Origin of the sequence: Marilutibacter aestuarii, assembly GCF_006546775.1 — a bacterium.
GTDB classification, from domain to species: Bacteria; Pseudomonadota; Gammaproteobacteria; order Xanthomonadales; family Xanthomonadaceae; genus Marilutibacter; species Marilutibacter aestuarii.
This window is the reverse complement of sequence record NZ_VICE01000129.1, coordinates 1-14303: the sequence shown is the minus strand read 5'-3', so window position 1 is coordinate 14303 and position 14303 is coordinate 1. Positions and strand designations below refer to the sequence as shown.

Sequence of the window (14303 nt, the reverse complement as noted above, 5' to 3'; positions counted from 1 at the left end):
GGACGGACGTTGCCGCGGACCTTCGGGCCCGTCGGCCTGGGGCATCGGCCGCGCGTTGTCGCGCGGCCGTGCGCCCGGTGTCGTTGTGGCAAGGCTTCGTGACGCCCTGCCTGTCCCGCCACGGACGGGACTTCGCGACCGCGGCCGATACCCCGAGGGGTATCAGCCCACTGCCATCGCTCAGCCCATCATGCCGTGCGAGGCAATGCCCGCCGGCGGCCAGTTCTCGAGCTTCATGCCGAGCGAAAGGCCACGCTGGGCGAGGACTTCCTTGATCTCGGTGAGCGACTTCTTGCCCAGGTTCGGGGTCTTGAGCAGCTCGACCTCGGTCTTCTGGATCAGGTCGCCGACGTAATAGATGCTCTCGGCCTTGAGGCAGTTGGCCGAACGCACGGTCAGCTCGAGGTCGTCGATCGGGCGCAGCAGCACCGGATCCACGCCGCCGGTCTGCGGCTTGGCCTGGCCCCGGTCGCGCTGGGTGAAGTCGCCGAACACCGACAGCTGGTCGGTCAGGATGTCGGCCGCGGTGCGGACGGCTTCCTCGGCGTCGATCGTGCCGTTGGTCTCGATGTCCAGGACCAGCTTGTCCAGGTCGGTACGCTGCTCGACGCGGGCCGCTTCCACGGCATAGGCCACGCGGCGGACCGGGCTGAAGCTGGCATCCAGCATCAGGCGACCGATGGCACGGTTGTCCTCGTCGGGGCGACGACGCGCGGCGGCCGGCTGGTAGCCGTAGCCGCGCTCGATCTTCAGGCGCATGTTGATCGCGGTGTCCTTGGTCAGGTGCGCGATGACATGGTCGGCGTTGAGGATCTCGACGTTGTGGTCGGCCTTGATGTCGGCCGCGGTGACGACGCCGGGGCCCTGCTTGCTCAGCGCCAGGGTGGCGGTTTCACCGGTGTGCATGCGGATGGCGACGTCCTTGAGGTTCAACAGCACCTCGAGCACGTCCTCCTGCAGGCCTTCGACCGTGGTGTACTCGTGGAGCACGCCGTCGATCTCGACCTCGGTGATGGCGAAACCCGGGATCGACGACAGCAGCACGCGACGCAACGCGTTGCCCAGGGTGTGGCCGTAGCCGCGTTCCAGCGGCTCGATCACGACCTTGGCACGGTTGCCGGTGAGGCGTTCGATCTGGGGACCGCGCGGACGCAGTACCTGATTGGCGGTAACCGTCATGTTTGGGTGTCTCCTGCGAGCCTCCGGGGGGCCGGAGGCGCGTGAAATGGATTACTTCGAGTACAGCTCGACGATCAGCGCTTCATTGATGTCGGAAGGCAGGTCGGTACGATCCGGAACCGCCTTGAACACACCACTGAACTTCTTGCTGTCGACCTCGACCCAGGACGGGGAAAGGTCCATCTGCTGGGCGACCGTCAGCGACTCCTGGACGCGGAGCTGCTTCTGGGCGCGCTCGGACAGCGCGATCGCGTCACCGGCCTTGACCTGGTAGGACGGCAGGTTCACCGACTGGCCGTTGACCGTGACGCCACGGTGCGACACCAGCTGGCGCGCGGCCGGGCGGGTGACGGCGAAGCCCATGCGGTAGACGACGTTGTCCAGGCGGGTCTCGAGGAGCTGCAGCAGGTTCTCACCCGTGTTGCCCTTCTTGGTCGAGGCCTTCTTGTAGTAGTTGCGGAACTGACGCTCCAGCAGGCCGTAGATACGCTTGACCTTCTGCTTCTCGCGCAGCTGGTTGGCGTAGTCGGACAGCTTGCCGCGACGTACGTTCGGACCGTGCTGGCCGGGCTTCTGCTCCAGCTTGCACTTGGAATCGAGCGCCCGCGCCGGCGACTTCAGACCGAGGTCTGCGCCTTCGCGACGGGAGAGCTTGCACTTGGGACCAATATAACGAGCCATTATTCTTCAGCTCCTCAGACGCGACGCTTTTTCGGCGGACGACACCCGTTGTGCGGGATCGGCGTCACGTCGATGATGTTGATGATCTTGTAGCCGACGTTGTTCAACGAACGAACGGCTGACTCACGACCCGGACCCGGGCCCTTGATGCGCACTTCCAGCGACTTCACGCCGTAGTCGAGTGCGGCACGGCCGGCGCGCTCGGCGGCGACCTGCGCGGCGAACGGGGTCGACTTGCGCGAGCCGCGGAAACCCGCGCCACCCGAGGTCGCCCACGACAGCGCATTGCCCTGGCGGTCGGTGATCGTGATGATGGTGTTGTTGAAAGAAGCGTGGACGTGGGCGATGCCGTCGGTGACGACGCGCTTGATCTTCTTCTTCGTCTTGGCTGCTGCCGGCTTGGCCATGATCTGGGTTCCTTACTTCTTGATGGCCTTGCGCGGACCCTTGCGGGTGCGTGCATTGGTCTTGGTGCGCTGGCCACGCAGCGGGAGGCCGCGACGATGACGCAGGCCGCGGTAGCAGCCCAGGTCCATCAGACGCTTGAGCGACATGCCGATCTCGCGGCGCAGGTCGCCCTCGACCACGTACTTGCCGATCTCGGCGCGCAGGCGCTCGACTTCGGGCTCGGACAGGTCGCGGATCTTGGTCGTCTTCTCGATCCCGGCTGCGTCGCAGACCTGGACCGAACGGGTACGACCGATGCCGTAGATGCTCTGGATACCCACCCAGACATGTTTCTGTGGCGGCAGATTGACGCCTGCAATACGCGCCATAACGCGATCTCCAACTGGTTTGGCGGCCAGGCAGGAAATTGCCCGGCGGAGTGAATCGGAAATGATATCAAAATTCCAGGGTTACAGGAAGCCCTACGCCAAGGCACGGCGTATGGCCCGGCATGGGGAGTGTGCCCATGCTCCGGCGACGGTCCCCGGCTGTACCGGCAGGGACGAAACATCCCCCGCCGGCCCCGCGCACTACTCTGGTGCGCGTATGGCCTGGCACCACCCGCGCCTGGAATTGCCACGCGGGTCGCCCATCACGTTTGTCCGGACGGGAATCCGGATCGCGACCGCCGGCCCAAGCCGGCTGCCGCTTCGCAGGTGGGCCGGAGCCCCCTGCCAGCGCCGCCCCCGGGGGGCCGGCGCGATTGCATTGTATCAGCGCCCGGAACGCGAACCCTTCAGGTTCGCCTTCTTGAGCAGGCTCTCGTACTGGTGCGACATCAGGTGCGCCTGGATCTGGGCGATGAAGTCCATCACCACCACCACGACGATCAGAAGCGAGGTGCCACCAAAATAGAACGACGTGCCCAGTTCCTTGCGCATCACTTCCGGCAACAGGCACACCAGCACCAGGTAGGCGGCGCCGGCAGCCGTGAGGCGGGTCAGCACGCCGTCGATGTACTCGGCGGTGGCCTTGCCCGGCCGGATGCCCGGGATCAGGGCACCCTGCTTCTTGAGGTTGTCCGCGGTTTCCTGCGAATTGAACACCAGGGCGGTGTAGAAGAACGCGAAGCCCGCGATCATGCCGCCGTACAGGATCATGTGCAGCGGCTCGCCCGGGTTCAGCCACTGGCTGACCTGCAGGAGCCACGACGACGAACTGCCCTGGCTGAACCAGTTGGCCGCGGTCGCCGGGAACATGACGATGCTCGAGGCGAAGATGGCCGGGATGACGCCCGCCATGTTCAGCTTGAGCGGCAGGAACGACGACTGGTTCATGTACGCGCTGCGACCGCCCTGGCGGCGCGCGTAGTTCACGGTGATCCGGCGCTGGCCGCGCTCGACGAACACCACGAAATAGGTGAAGCCCAGCACGATCGCGGCGATCAGGATCGCGTTGATCACGTCCATGTCGCCGTTGTTGATCTGCTGGAACATGCCGATGACCGCGGCGGGCAGGCCCGCGACGATGCCGGCGAAGATGATCAGCGAGATGCCGTTGCCGACGCCGCGCTCGGTGATCTGCTCGCCCAGCCACATCAGAAACATGGTACCCGCCGTCAGGGCGACCACCGCGGTCAGGATGAAGCCCGGGCCCGGGTTGTAGACGACCTGGATGCCCTGGCTGGCACCGCCGGCCTGGAGCGCCGTGGCGATGCCCCATGCCTGGAACACCGCCAGCGGGATGGCGCCCATGCGCGACCACTGGTTGATCTTGCGGCGGCCCGATTCGCCCTCCTTCTGGATGGCCTTCAGGCTCGGCACCATGTTGACCAGCAGCTGGACGATGATGGACGCGGAGATGTACGGCATCACGTTCAGCGCGAACAGGCTGAAGCGCGACAGGGCACCACCGGAGAACATGTTGAACATGTCCACGATGGTGCCTTCCTGGCTTTCCATCAGCTGGAGCATGGCATCCGGGTTGACGCCCGGTACCGGGATGTAGCAGCCGATGCGATAGACGATCAGCGCACCCACAACGAACAGGAGACGCTGGCGGAGCTCGGTGAACTTCCCGAGTCCGCCGCCCATGCCGGCCATCGCATTGCCGCTACGCGCCATCCGGTGCTTACTCCTCGACCTTGCCGCCAGCGGCTTCGACCGCCGCCTTCGCACCCGCCGTCGCCAGCAGGCCCTTGAGCACGAACGCCTTGGTCAGCTCGCCCTTGGCGACGATCTTGGCCTTCTTGGCGGTCGCCGGGACCAGCTTGGCCGCGCGCAGTGCGGCGAAATCGACCTCACCGGCTTCCAGCTTGTCCAGCTGGTACAGCAGCACTTCGGCGGTGTCCTTGGCCATCCGCGAACGGAAACCGACCTTGGGCAGGCGGATGTGCATGGGCATCTGGCCGCCTTCGAAGCCGGCCTTGATCTTGCCCTTGCCGGCGCGGGCGAACGAACCCTTGTGGCCACGGCCACAGGTCTTGCCCAGGCCGGAACCGATGCCGCGACCGACGCGCTTGCGGTCTTCGCGGGCGCCCTCTGCGGGCTTGAGTGTGTTCAGACGCATGATGATTACTCCTCGACCCGGACCAGGTAGTGGACCTTGTTGATCAGGCCGCGCACCTGCGGGCTGTCCTTCAGTTCACGGACGTCATTGAGCTTGTTCAGGCCCAGGGCGCGCACCGACAGGCGGTGGCGTGCCTGCGAACCGCGCAGGCCTTTGACCAGGCGCACCTTGACGGTGCCGCCTTCGCTTGGCTTCTTAGCCATGGATCAGATCCTCCACCTTCTTGCCGCGCTTGGCCGCGATCCTGGCCGGCGACTGCATGTCGGCCAGGCCGCGCACTGTCGCGCGCACCAGGTTGATCGGGTTGCGCGAACCCACCGCCTTGGCCAGCACGTCCTTCACGCCGACGGCCTCGAGCACGGCGCGCATCGCGCCACCGGCGATCACGCCGGTACCCTCGGAAGCAGGCTGCATGTACACGCGGGCCGCACCGTGGCCCGACTTGACGGGGTGCCACAGCGTGCCGTTGTTCAGGTCGACGTTGACCATGTTCTTACGTGCATACTCCATCGACTTCTGGATGGCGACCGGCACTTCGCGCGCCTTGCCGTAACCAAAGCCGATGCGGCCCTCGCCATCGCCCACCACCGTCAGCGCGGTGAAGGTGAACTGGCGACCGCCCTTGACGGTCTTGCTGACGCGGTTGACCGCGATCAGCTTCTCGATCATGCCGTCGTCGATCTCTTCGCGGTTACGGTCGCGATCACGACCCCGCGGTGCCCGATCTTCTGCCATTTTCAGTATTCCTGTAGTTGAAGAAATTTGCGGCGTGGCCGCTTATCGTTGTGAAGCGCCTCGGGTGTTCCGCGGCAACGAGAATTCGCTGCAGCGTCCGGCACGCCCCGTGCCGGCAGGTACGACGACGGCATGGGGTCGCCCCCATGCCGCTTCAAGCCTTAGAACTGCAGGCCGCCCTCGCGGGCCGCTTCGGCCAGCGCCTTGATGCGACCGTGGTAGCGGTAGCCCGAGCGGTCGAAGGCGACCTTCTCGATACCGGCAGCCTTGGCCTTCTCGGCGATGGCACGACCCACCTTCGCGGCGGCTTCGGCGTTGTGGCCGTTCTTCAGGCCGTCGCGGACGTCGGCCTGGGTGGTCGATGCGGCCGCCAGGACCTTCGAGCCATCGGCCGTGAAGACCTGGGCATAGAGGTGCTGGCCGGTACGCAGGACCGACAGGCGCGGCACGCCGAGCTCGCGGATGTGCGCGCGGGTCGACTTGGCGCGACGCAGACGGGCAATGTTCTTGTTCATGTCTTGTTCCTCGAAAGCTGAAGACCCGTTTAGGCCTTCTTGGCTTCCTTGCGAATGATGGTTTCGTCGCTGTACTTCACGCCCTTGCCCTTGTAGGGCTCCGGCGGACGGAAGCTGCGGATCTTGGCGGCGACTTCACCCACGCGCTGCTTGTCGGCGCCCTGCACCAGCACTTCGGTCTGGGTCGGGGTGGCGATGGTGATGCCTTCCGGGGCCGGGAACACGATCGGATGGGAGAAGCCCAGCGACAGGTTCAGGTCCTTGCCGGACATGGAGGCGCGGTAACCGACGCCGACCAGCTCCAGCTTGCGCTCGAAGCCCTCGGAGACGCCGTGGACCATGTTGGCGATGATCGCGCGCAGCGTGCCGGTGATGGCGGTCTGCTCGGCGGTGGCCGGCGACAGCTGGACCTGGCCGTCCTCGATGGCGACCTCGACGCCGGCGGGGCGTGCGATCGAGAGGGTGCCCTTCGGGCCCTTGACGCTGACGCTGTCGGCCTGGATGTTCAGCTCGACACCCTTCGGGAGGGCGATCGGCTTCTTGGCAACTCGGGACATTGCAGTTCCTCCCTTAGGCCACGAAGCACAGGACTTCACCGCCGACGCCCTGCTGGCGCGCCTGCGAGTCGGTCATGATGCCCTTCGAGGTGGAGATGATGGCGACGCCCAGGCCATTGAGGACCTTGGGGATCGCGTCCTTGCCGCGGTACTGGCGCAGGCCGGAGCGCGAGTAGCGCTCGAGACGGTCGATGACCGGCTTGCCTTCGTAGTACTTCAGCACGATCTCGAGCTCGGCCTTGCCGTTGCCCTGGTCGGTGACGCTGGAATCGACGATGTAGCCTTCTTCCTTCAGGACGGCTGCAATCGCGACCTTGATCTTGGACGACGGCATCTTCACCGTCGGCTTGCGGACCGCGGCGGCATTCTTGATGCGCACCAGCATGTCGGCGATGGGATCAGTCATGCTCATGGAGTATTCACCTTATGAGTAGCACCGATATCCGCGGAATTGCGGGTTTTCAGTAATTTTGGATCAGTTGTAACGCTGGCGCCCCGGGCGTGGCCGGGGCGTTTGCTGCAACGCAGCCGGCAAGTCTAGCAGACTTGCCGGCCTTGTGTGTTACCAGCTGGCCTTGCGCAGGCCCGGCACGTCGCCACGCATGGTGGCTTCGCGGAGCTTGTTGCGGCCCAGGCCGAACTTGGCGTAGACGCCACGCGGACGGCCGGTCAGGGCGCAGCGGTTGCGCTGGCGGCTCGGCGAGGAGTCGCGGGGCAGCTTCTGCAGCTTGACCGCCGCTTCCAGCTTCTCCTCGTAGGAGGAGCGGTCGCTGGAGATGATCTTCTTCAGCTCGTCGCGCTTGGCGGCGTACTTCGCCGCCAGCTTGGCCCGCTTGATCTCGCGGTTGACCATTGAGGTCTTGGCCATGGTGTATGTCCTCGGATCAGTTGCGGAAGGGGAAACGGAAGGCTTCGAGCAGGGCCCGTGCCTCGGCGTCGGTCTTCGCGGTGGTGGTGATCGCGATGTCCATGCCGCGCAGCGCGTCGACCTGGTCGTAATCGATCTCCGGGAAGATGATCTGCTCCTTGACGCCCATGTTGTAGTTGCCACGGCCGTCGAACGACTTGGCGGACACGCCGCGGAAATCGCGCACGCGCGGCAGGGCCACGTTCACCAGGCGATCGAGGAACTCGAACATCTTGGAGCGACGCAGGGTCACCTTGCAGCCGATCGGCCAGCCGTCGCGGATCTTGAACGAAGCGACCGACACGCGGCTCTTCGTCACGATGGGCTGCTGGCCCGAGAGCTTGGCCATGTCGGCCACGGCGTTCTCGAGCACCTTCTTGTTGGTGGCCGCTTCGCCCACGCCCATGTTCAGCGTGATCTTGACGAGACGGGGCACTTCCATGGGGTTCTTGTAACCGAACTTCTCGGTCAGCGCAGGAACCACCTCTTCCTTATAAATCTTTTCAAGCCGGGTCATTTGGGCATTCCTCAGGCGTCGACCGCCTCACCGCTGGAGCGGAACACACGCAGTTTGCGTCCATCCTCCAGCACCTTGAAACCAATGCGCTCACCCTTGCCAGTGGCCGGGTTGAAGAGCATCACGTTGGAAATGTCGATCGGCGCTTCGCGCTCGATGACGCCGCCAGGCTGGCCAGCCTGCGGGTTCGGCTTGGTATGGCGCTTGATGATGTTGATGTTCGACACGACGACCTTGTCGCCGTCGACGCGCAGCACATCACCCTTCTTGCCCTTGTCCTTGCCGGCGGTGACGATCACTTGGTCACCCTTGCGGATACGGTTCATTTCTCTATTCCTCCGCTCAGAGCACTTCAGGCGCGAGCGAGACGATCTTCATGAACTTCTCGGAACGAAGCTCACGGGTCACGGGCCCGAAGATACGGGTGCCGATCGGCTCGTGCTTGCTGTTCAGCAGGACGGCGGCGTTGCCGTCGAAACGGATCAGCGAGCCGTCCGGACGACGCACGCCCTTGCGGGTACGCACCACGACGGCGTCATAGACGTCGCCCTTCTTCACCTTGCCGCGCGGAATGGCGTCCTTGACGGTCACCTTGATGATGTCGCCGATGCCGGCGTAACGGCGCTTGGAGCCGCCCAGCACCTTGATGCACATCACTTCCTTCGCACCCGAGTTGTCGGCCACCCCGAGGTAGCTTTGCATCTGGATCATGGTTCAGCCTCCTCGGTTATTCGACCGCGCGGGTGACGATCTTCACCACGCGCCAGTTCTTGGTCTTGGACAGGGGTGCACACTCGGTCAGGCGGACGATGTCGCCCTCGTTGCATGCGTTGTCGCCGTCATGGGCGTGGAGCTTGGTCGAACGACGGATGTACTTGCCGTACAGCGCGTGCTTGACCTGGCGCTCGACGAGCACGGTGACGGTCTTGTCCATCTTGTTGCTGACCACGCGTCCTTCGACCGTGCGCAGCGCCTTCTCTGTATTGTTGTCGGTCATGACGGGTCCTTACTTCTTCTGACCCAGCAGGGTGTTGACGCGCGCGATCTCGCGGCGCACCCGGCGGGCTTCATGGGTCTTGGCGAGCTGGCCGGTGGCCTTCTGCATGCGGAGGGCAAAGCTCTCCTTGTGCAGTTCGACCAGGTGGGCCTGCAGCTCGTCAGCCGATTTTTCACGCAGTTGCTTGAGTTCCATTACCGCACCGTCCGGGTCACGAAAGTGGTGGTCACCGACAGCTTCGCGGACGCCAGGCGGAATGCCTCGCGCGCCACTTCCTCGCTGACGCCCTCGATCTCGTAGATCATGCGGCCGGGCTGGATCTGCGCGACCCAGTACTCGACGTTGCCCTTACCCGAACCCATTCGAACTTCGATGGGCTTCTTGGTGATCGGCTTGTCCGGGAAGACGCGGATCCACATCTTGCCGCCGCGCTTGACGTAGCGGCTGATCGAGCGGCGGGCCGCTTCGATCTGGCGCGCCGTGATCTGGCCGTGCGCGGTGGCCTTGAGGCCGTACTCGCCGAAGCTGACGGCATTGCCGTTCCAGCTCAGGCCCTCGTTACGGCCCTTGTGCACCTTGCGGTATTTGGTTCGCTTGGGTTGCAACATGGTCGTTTACCTCGATTCGCGGGCCGGACGGGCCGGACGCGCCGGACGGGAGGGACGATCGCCGCGGTCGCCGCGCGCGTTCTCTTCCGGCTTCTCCTGACCCACCTGGGAGAAATCGAAGATCTCGCCCTTGTAGACCCATACCTTGATGCCGATGATGCCGTAGGTCGTCTTGGCTTCAGCGAAGCCATAGTCGATGTCGGCACGCAGGGTGTGCAGCGGCACGCGGCCTTCGCGGTACCACTCCGAACGGGCGATTTCCGCACCGTTGAGGCGGCCTGCGACGTTGACCTTGATGCCCAGGGCGCCGAGGCGCATCGCGTTGCCGACGGCGCGCTTCATCGCGCGACGGAACATGATGCGGCGCTCGAGCTGCTGCGCGATCGACTCGGCGACCAGCTGCGCGTCGAGCTCCGGCTTGCGGACCTCGGTGACGTTGATGTGCGCCGGGACGCCCATCAGGTCGCTGACTTCCTTGCGCAGCTTCTCGATGTCCTCACCGCGCTTGCCGATCACCACGCCCGGACGGGCGGTGTGGATCGTGACGCGCGCGTTGTTGGCGGGACGCTCGATGAAGATGCGGGAAATGCCGGCCTGCGAGAGCTTCTTGCGGAGCATCTCGCGGACCTTCAGATCCGTCACCAGGAATTCGGCGTACTGCTTCTTGTTGGCAAACCACTTGGAGTTCCAGTCCTTGGAGATGCCAAGGCGGATGCCAGTAGGATGAACTTTATGACCCATTAGTCTGACTCCGCCTTACTTGCCGGCGCCCACAACCACAGTGATGTGGCTGGTGCGCTTGAGGATGCGGGTGCCGCGGCCCTTCGCTCGCGCCATGAAGCGCTTCAGCGTCGGACCCTCGTCCACCATGATGGTCTTGACCTTGAGCTCGTCGATGTCGGCGCCCTGGTTGTTCTCCGCGTTGGCGATGGCCGACTCGACGACCTTGCGGATCATGCCCGCGGCCTTCTTGTCGGAGAACTTCAGCAGGTTGACGGCGCGCTCGGCCGAGAGACCGCGGACCTGGTCGGCGACCAGGCGGGCTTTCTGCGGGGAGATGCGTGCGGTACGCAGGATGGCTTTCGCTTCCATGGTCATCTCCTTATCGGCTCTTCTTGTCGCCGACGTGACCCTTGAAGGTACGCGTCAGGGCGAACTCGCCGAGCTTGTGGCCAACCATGTTCTCGTTGACCAGCACGGGGATGTGGTTGCGACCGTTATGCACGGCGATGGTGAAACCCACCATCTCCGGCAGAACCATCGAGCGACGCGACCAGGTCTTGATCGGCTTCTTGTTGTTGCCCGCGGTCTCCACCTTCTTCATCAGGTGGTGATCGACGAACGGGCCTTTCTTCAGTGAACGTGCCATGGCCGATTAGCTCCTACGATCGCGCACGATGAACTGCTGGGTGCGCTTGTTCTTGCGGGTCTTGTAACCCTTGGTCGGGACGCCCCACGGGGTGACCGGATGCGGATTGCCCTGGCCGGCCTTGGCTTCACCACCGCCGTGCGGGTGGTCGACCGGGTTCATGGCCGCACCGCGGACGGTGGGACGCACGCCGCGCCAGCGCTTCGCGCCCGCCTTGCCCAGCTTCTCCAGGTTGTGCTCGTCGTTGCCGACTTCGCCGATGGTGGCGCGGCACTCGGCCGGCACCCTGCGCATTTCGCCGGAGCGGAGGCGCAGCGTGGCGTAGCCGTGCTCGCGGGCGACCAGCTGGACGCTGGCACCGGCGGCGCGGGCGATCTGGGCGCCCTTGCCCGGCTTCATCTCGATGCAATGCACCGTCGAGCCCACCGGGACGTTGGTCAGCGGCAGCGTGTTGCCGACGCGGATCGGGGCGTCACGGCCCGCGATCACCTGGTCACCGGCCTTCAGGCCCTTCGGGGCGATGATGTAGCGGCGCTCACCGTCGACGTAGCACAGCAGGGCGATGTGGGCGGTGCGGTTGGGATCGTATTCGATCCGCTCCACGCGCGCCGGGATGCCTTCCTTGTTGCGCTTGAAGTCGATGATGCGGTAATGCTGCTTGTGGCCACCGCCGACGTGGCGGGTGGTGATCCGACCGTGGTGGTTGCGGCCACCGGTCTTGCTCTTCTTCTCGACCAGCGCGGCGTGCGGGGCGCCCTTGTGCAGGCCGGGCGTCACCACGCGGACGGCCGAACGGCGGCCGGGCGAGGTGGGTTTGAATGTCATCAATGCCATGGGTCTATCCTCAGGCCGTGGCCATCACATCGATCGACTGGCCTTCGGCCAGCTTCACGTACGCCTTGCGCCAGTCGGCACGGCGGCCCATGCGGAAGCGGAAGGCCTTGCTCTTGCCCTTCACGTTCACCACATTGACTGCCTCGACCTTCACGTCGAACAGCTTCTCAATGGCCACCTTGATGTCGGCCTTGGTCGCGTCCGTCGCTACTTCGAAGACGTATTGGTTGGAGACTTCCTGCAGGCGCGCGGTCTTCTCGGACACGCGCGGCGCACGGATGATGTTGTAGAGCTTGGCGTCGTTCATGCCAGCCACTCCTCGATCTTCTTGACCGCGTCGGCGGTGACCACGACCGAATCGGCGCCCACCAGGGCGACCGGGTCCAGGCCCTGGACGTCACGGACTTCGACATACGGCAGGTTGCGGGCCGAGAGGTACAGGTTCTCGGTGGCTTCCTCGGTGACGATCAGCGGGCGCTTGCCCACCTCGAGTTCCTTGAGCTTGCCGACCAGGCTCTTGGTCTTGGCGGCATCGACGTCGAAGCTCTCGACGACCGTGATGCGGCCCTGGCGGTTCAGCTCGGACAGGATCGCGGCGATCGCTGCGCGGTACATCTTGCGGTTGACCTTCTGCGCGAAGCTGCGCGGCTTGGCCGCGAAGGTCACGCCACCGCCGATGAAGATCGGAGCGGTCAGGGCGCCATGACGCGCGCCGCCACCCTTCTGCTTCTTCGACTTCTTGGTCGTACCGGCGACTTCCGAGCGGGTCTTCTGGGCCTTGGTGCCGGCGCGGCCGGCATTGCGATAGGCAACGACCACCTGGTGGACCAGGTCTTCGCTGAATTCGCGACCGAAGATCGCGTCGGACACCGACACCGTCTTCTTGCTGTTATTGATGGCGAGTTCCATCGTCATCTCTCCTTATGCCTTGCTCGAGGGACGCACGATGACGTCGCCACCCGGTGCGCCCGGCACGGCACCCTTGATGGCGATCAGGCCGCGCTCGGCGTCGACCTTCACCACTTCCAGGCGTTGCGTGCTCTGCTGGACGGCACCCATGTGGCCGGACATCTTCTTGCCCGGGAAAACGCGGCCCGGCGTCTGGCGCTGGCCGATCGAACCGGGGGCGCGATGCGACAGCGAGTTGCCGTGGGTCGCGTCGCCCATCTTGAAGTTCCAGCGCTTGATGGTGCCCTGGAAGCCCTTGCCCTTGGTCACGCCCTGGACGTCGACGATCTGGCCGACTTCGAAGATGTCGGCCTTGATCTCGCCACCGACATTGAAGTCGCCGATCTTGTCTTCGGCCACGCGGAACTCCCACAGGCCACGGCCAGCTTCGACCTTGGCCTTGGCCAGGTGACCGGCCTCGGGCTTGTTGACGAGCGATGCGCGCTTGACGCCGGCGGTGACCTGCACGGCGGTGTAACCGTCGCTGTCGACGGTCTTGATCTGGGTGATGCGGTTCGGGGTGGCCTCGATGAGGGTCACCGGCACCGACTTGCCGTCCGTGGTGAACACGCGGCTCATGCCGGCCTTGCGACCGACAATGCCCAACGAATATTTCTTCGCGGTCATGGTGGTTGCCTCAGGTCAGCTTGATCTGGACGTCGACGCCAGCCGCGAGCTCGAGCTTCATCAGCGCGTCCACGGTCTTGTCGTTGGGGTCGACGATGTCGAGCACGCGCTTGTGCGTGCGGGTCTCGTACTGGTCGCGCGCGTCCTTGTCGACGTGCGGGGAAACGAGGATGGTGTAGCGCTCGATCTTGGTCGGCAGCGGGATCGGGCCACGCACTTGCGCGCCAGTCCGCTTCGCCGTCTCAACGATCTCGCTGGCCGAGCGGTCGATCAGGCGATGATCGTACGCTTTGAGCCGAATCCGGATCTTTTGGTCCGCCATGACGGTATTCCTTCGTTAAAGAGCGACAGGCCTGCGGCTGGGTGCGCAGAACCCCGTGGAAAACAGCACCCGCTGCCAGGAAAACCCCTCCTCGCAGTCGGGAAAAAGGGCAGGCCAGTGAAACTGGCCCGCCCAGACAGAAAAGTATAAGGCGTATGTAATGACACCGTCAAGCCGGGACGCTGAACGCGCCCCAGCCCACGCTGCCCTTCCATACGACGCTTCCCTGTCGGGCGAACACGAGGGACATCCTGTCCCTCATTTCGCGGTATTCGTCCCCTGTTCAGGGGGACGTGCCCGGGAGGCTGCACCTAGCCCACCTCCCCGGCCTGCCCGGCTGCGCGCCGGGCCGCGTCATTACTTGAGGATCTTGGCCACCACGCCGGCGCCGACAGTACGGCCGCCTTCGCGGATCGCGAAGCGCAGGCCCTCGTCCATCGCCACCGGGTTGATCAGCTCCACCACCATCTTCACGTTGTCGCCCGGCATCACCATCTCCACGCCTTCCGGCAGGGTCACGGCACCGGTGATGTCGGTGGTACGGAAGTAGAA

Annotated in this window: 27 protein-coding genes; all 27 read right to left on the bottom strand. The window is 64.8% G+C overall.

Going from position 1 to position 14303, the window contains the following annotated elements; all coding sequences use genetic code 11:
- Nucleotides 1-180: 180 nt before the first annotated feature.
- Entirely contained in the window at nt 181-1179 is a 999-nt protein-coding gene (locus tag FKV25_RS13430; protein ID WP_141519305.1) for a DNA-directed RNA polymerase subunit alpha, read from the bottom strand.
- Between the two features lie 51 nt (nt 1180-1230).
- Nucleotides 1231-1860: a 30S ribosomal protein S4 gene (rpsD, locus tag FKV25_RS13425; protein ID WP_141519304.1), complete on the bottom strand. Its 630-nt coding sequence runs from the start codon at nt 1858-1860 to the stop codon at nt 1231-1233.
- A 14-nt stretch (nt 1861-1874) separates the two neighbouring features.
- Nucleotides 1875-2267: a 30S ribosomal protein S11 gene (rpsK, locus tag FKV25_RS13420; RefSeq protein WP_141519303.1), complete on the bottom strand. Its 393-nt coding sequence runs from the start codon at nt 2265-2267 to the stop codon at nt 1875-1877.
- A gap of 12 nt (nt 2268-2279) precedes the next feature.
- Nucleotides 2280-2636, bottom strand: a complete 357-nt coding sequence (gene rpsM, locus FKV25_RS13415) for a 30S ribosomal protein S13 (RefSeq protein ID WP_141519302.1) — start codon at nt 2634-2636, stop codon at nt 2280-2282.
- Between the two features lie 384 nt (nt 2637-3020).
- Nucleotides 3021-4370: a preprotein translocase subunit SecY gene (gene secY, locus FKV25_RS13410; RefSeq protein WP_141519301.1), complete on the bottom strand. Its 1350-nt coding sequence runs from the start codon at nt 4368-4370 to the stop codon at nt 3021-3023.
- Nucleotides 4371-4377: 7 nt separating this feature from the next.
- Complete coding sequence (rplO, locus tag FKV25_RS13405) at nt 4378-4821, bottom strand: 50S ribosomal protein L15 (protein WP_170218644.1); 444 nt, start codon at nt 4819-4821, stop codon at nt 4378-4380.
- Nucleotides 4821-5018 carry a 50S ribosomal protein L30 gene (gene rpmD, locus FKV25_RS13400; protein ID WP_141519299.1) on the bottom strand — a complete coding sequence of 66 codons (198 nt, stop codon included), beginning with the start codon at nt 5016-5018 and terminating at the stop codon, nt 4821-4823. Before rpmD ends, rplO begins: the two co-directional genes overlap by 1 nt.
- The gene (gene rpsE / locus FKV25_RS13395; RefSeq protein WP_141519298.1) at nt 5011-5550 is read right to left on the bottom strand and encodes a 30S ribosomal protein S5; all 540 of its coding nucleotides are present in this window, start codon (nt 5548-5550) and stop codon (nt 5011-5013) included. Before rpsE ends, rpmD begins: the two co-directional genes overlap by 8 nt.
- 161 nt (nt 5551-5711) lie before the next feature.
- On the bottom strand, nt 5712-6065 hold the full coding sequence (rplR, locus tag FKV25_RS13390; protein WP_141519297.1) for a 50S ribosomal protein L18: 354 nt from the start codon (nt 6063-6065) through the stop codon (nt 5712-5714).
- A 29-nt stretch (nt 6066-6094) separates the two neighbouring features.
- On the bottom strand, nt 6095-6622 hold the full coding sequence (gene rplF / locus FKV25_RS13385; protein ID WP_141519296.1) for a 50S ribosomal protein L6: 528 nt from the start codon (nt 6620-6622) through the stop codon (nt 6095-6097).
- A gap of 13 nt (nt 6623-6635) precedes the next feature.
- On the bottom strand, nt 6636-7034 hold the full coding sequence (gene rpsH, locus FKV25_RS13380; RefSeq protein ID WP_141519295.1) for a 30S ribosomal protein S8: 399 nt from the start codon (nt 7032-7034) through the stop codon (nt 6636-6638).
- 150 nt (nt 7035-7184) lie between these two features.
- Complete coding sequence (rpsN, locus tag FKV25_RS13375) at nt 7185-7490, bottom strand: 30S ribosomal protein S14 (RefSeq protein ID WP_141519294.1); 306 nt, start codon at nt 7488-7490, stop codon at nt 7185-7187.
- Nucleotides 7491-7506: 16 nt separating this feature from the next.
- Nucleotides 7507-8046 (bottom strand): 50S ribosomal protein L5, encoded by a 540-nt coding sequence (rplE, locus tag FKV25_RS13370; RefSeq protein ID WP_141519293.1) that lies wholly within the window; start codon nt 8044-8046, stop codon nt 7507-7509.
- Between the two features lie 11 nt (nt 8047-8057).
- Nucleotides 8058-8372, bottom strand: coding sequence for a 50S ribosomal protein L24 (gene rplX, locus FKV25_RS13365; RefSeq protein WP_141519292.1), 315 nt, complete (start codon nt 8370-8372; stop codon nt 8058-8060).
- Nucleotides 8373-8388: 16 nt separating this feature from the next.
- Nucleotides 8389-8757 carry a 50S ribosomal protein L14 gene (gene rplN, locus FKV25_RS13360; protein ID WP_141519291.1) on the bottom strand — a complete coding sequence of 123 codons (369 nt, stop codon included), beginning with the start codon at nt 8755-8757 and terminating at the stop codon, nt 8389-8391.
- Between the two features lie 16 nt (nt 8758-8773).
- Nucleotides 8774-9043, bottom strand: a complete 270-nt coding sequence (gene rpsQ, locus FKV25_RS13355) for a 30S ribosomal protein S17 (protein ID WP_141519290.1) — start codon at nt 9041-9043, stop codon at nt 8774-8776.
- A 9-nt stretch (nt 9044-9052) separates the two neighbouring features.
- Nucleotides 9053-9238, bottom strand: a complete 186-nt coding sequence (rpmC, locus tag FKV25_RS13350; protein ID WP_141519289.1) for a 50S ribosomal protein L29 — start codon at nt 9236-9238, stop codon at nt 9053-9055.
- Entirely contained in the window at nt 9238-9651 is a 414-nt protein-coding gene (gene rplP / locus FKV25_RS13345) for a 50S ribosomal protein L16 (protein ID WP_111267072.1), read from the bottom strand. Before rplP ends, rpmC begins: the two co-directional genes overlap by 1 nt.
- Before the next feature lie 6 nt (nt 9652-9657).
- Nucleotides 9658-10392, bottom strand: a complete 735-nt coding sequence (gene rpsC, locus FKV25_RS13340) for a 30S ribosomal protein S3 (protein WP_141519288.1) — start codon at nt 10390-10392, stop codon at nt 9658-9660.
- A gap of 15 nt (nt 10393-10407) precedes the next feature.
- Nucleotides 10408-10743 carry a 50S ribosomal protein L22 gene (gene rplV, locus FKV25_RS13335; RefSeq protein WP_111267074.1) on the bottom strand — a complete coding sequence of 112 codons (336 nt, stop codon included), beginning with the start codon at nt 10741-10743 and terminating at the stop codon, nt 10408-10410.
- Between the two features lie 10 nt (nt 10744-10753).
- Nucleotides 10754-11020 carry a 30S ribosomal protein S19 gene (gene rpsS, locus FKV25_RS13330; protein WP_141519287.1) on the bottom strand — a complete coding sequence of 89 codons (267 nt, stop codon included), beginning with the start codon at nt 11018-11020 and terminating at the stop codon, nt 10754-10756.
- 6 nt (nt 11021-11026) lie between these two features.
- The gene (gene rplB, locus FKV25_RS13325) at nt 11027-11854 is read right to left on the bottom strand and encodes a 50S ribosomal protein L2 (protein WP_141519286.1); all 828 of its coding nucleotides are present in this window, start codon (nt 11852-11854) and stop codon (nt 11027-11029) included.
- A gap of 10 nt (nt 11855-11864) precedes the next feature.
- Entirely contained in the window at nt 11865-12161 is a 297-nt protein-coding gene (rplW, locus tag FKV25_RS13320; protein WP_141519285.1) for a 50S ribosomal protein L23, read from the bottom strand.
- On the bottom strand, nt 12158-12763 hold the full coding sequence (rplD, locus tag FKV25_RS13315) for a 50S ribosomal protein L4 (RefSeq protein ID WP_141519284.1): 606 nt from the start codon (nt 12761-12763) through the stop codon (nt 12158-12160). Before rplD ends, rplW begins: the two co-directional genes overlap by 4 nt.
- 12 nt (nt 12764-12775) lie before the next feature.
- Entirely contained in the window at nt 12776-13429 is a 654-nt protein-coding gene (rplC, locus tag FKV25_RS13310) for a 50S ribosomal protein L3 (protein ID WP_141519283.1), read from the bottom strand.
- Between the two features lie 10 nt (nt 13430-13439).
- Nucleotides 13440-13751 (bottom strand): 30S ribosomal protein S10, encoded by a 312-nt coding sequence (gene rpsJ / locus FKV25_RS13305; RefSeq protein WP_027070119.1) that lies wholly within the window; start codon nt 13749-13751, stop codon nt 13440-13442.
- A 357-nt stretch (nt 13752-14108) separates the two neighbouring features.
- On the bottom strand, nt 14109-14303 hold a 195-nt coding region (locus FKV25_RS13300), incomplete at its 5' end, for an EF-Tu C-terminal domain-related protein (protein WP_484177348.1).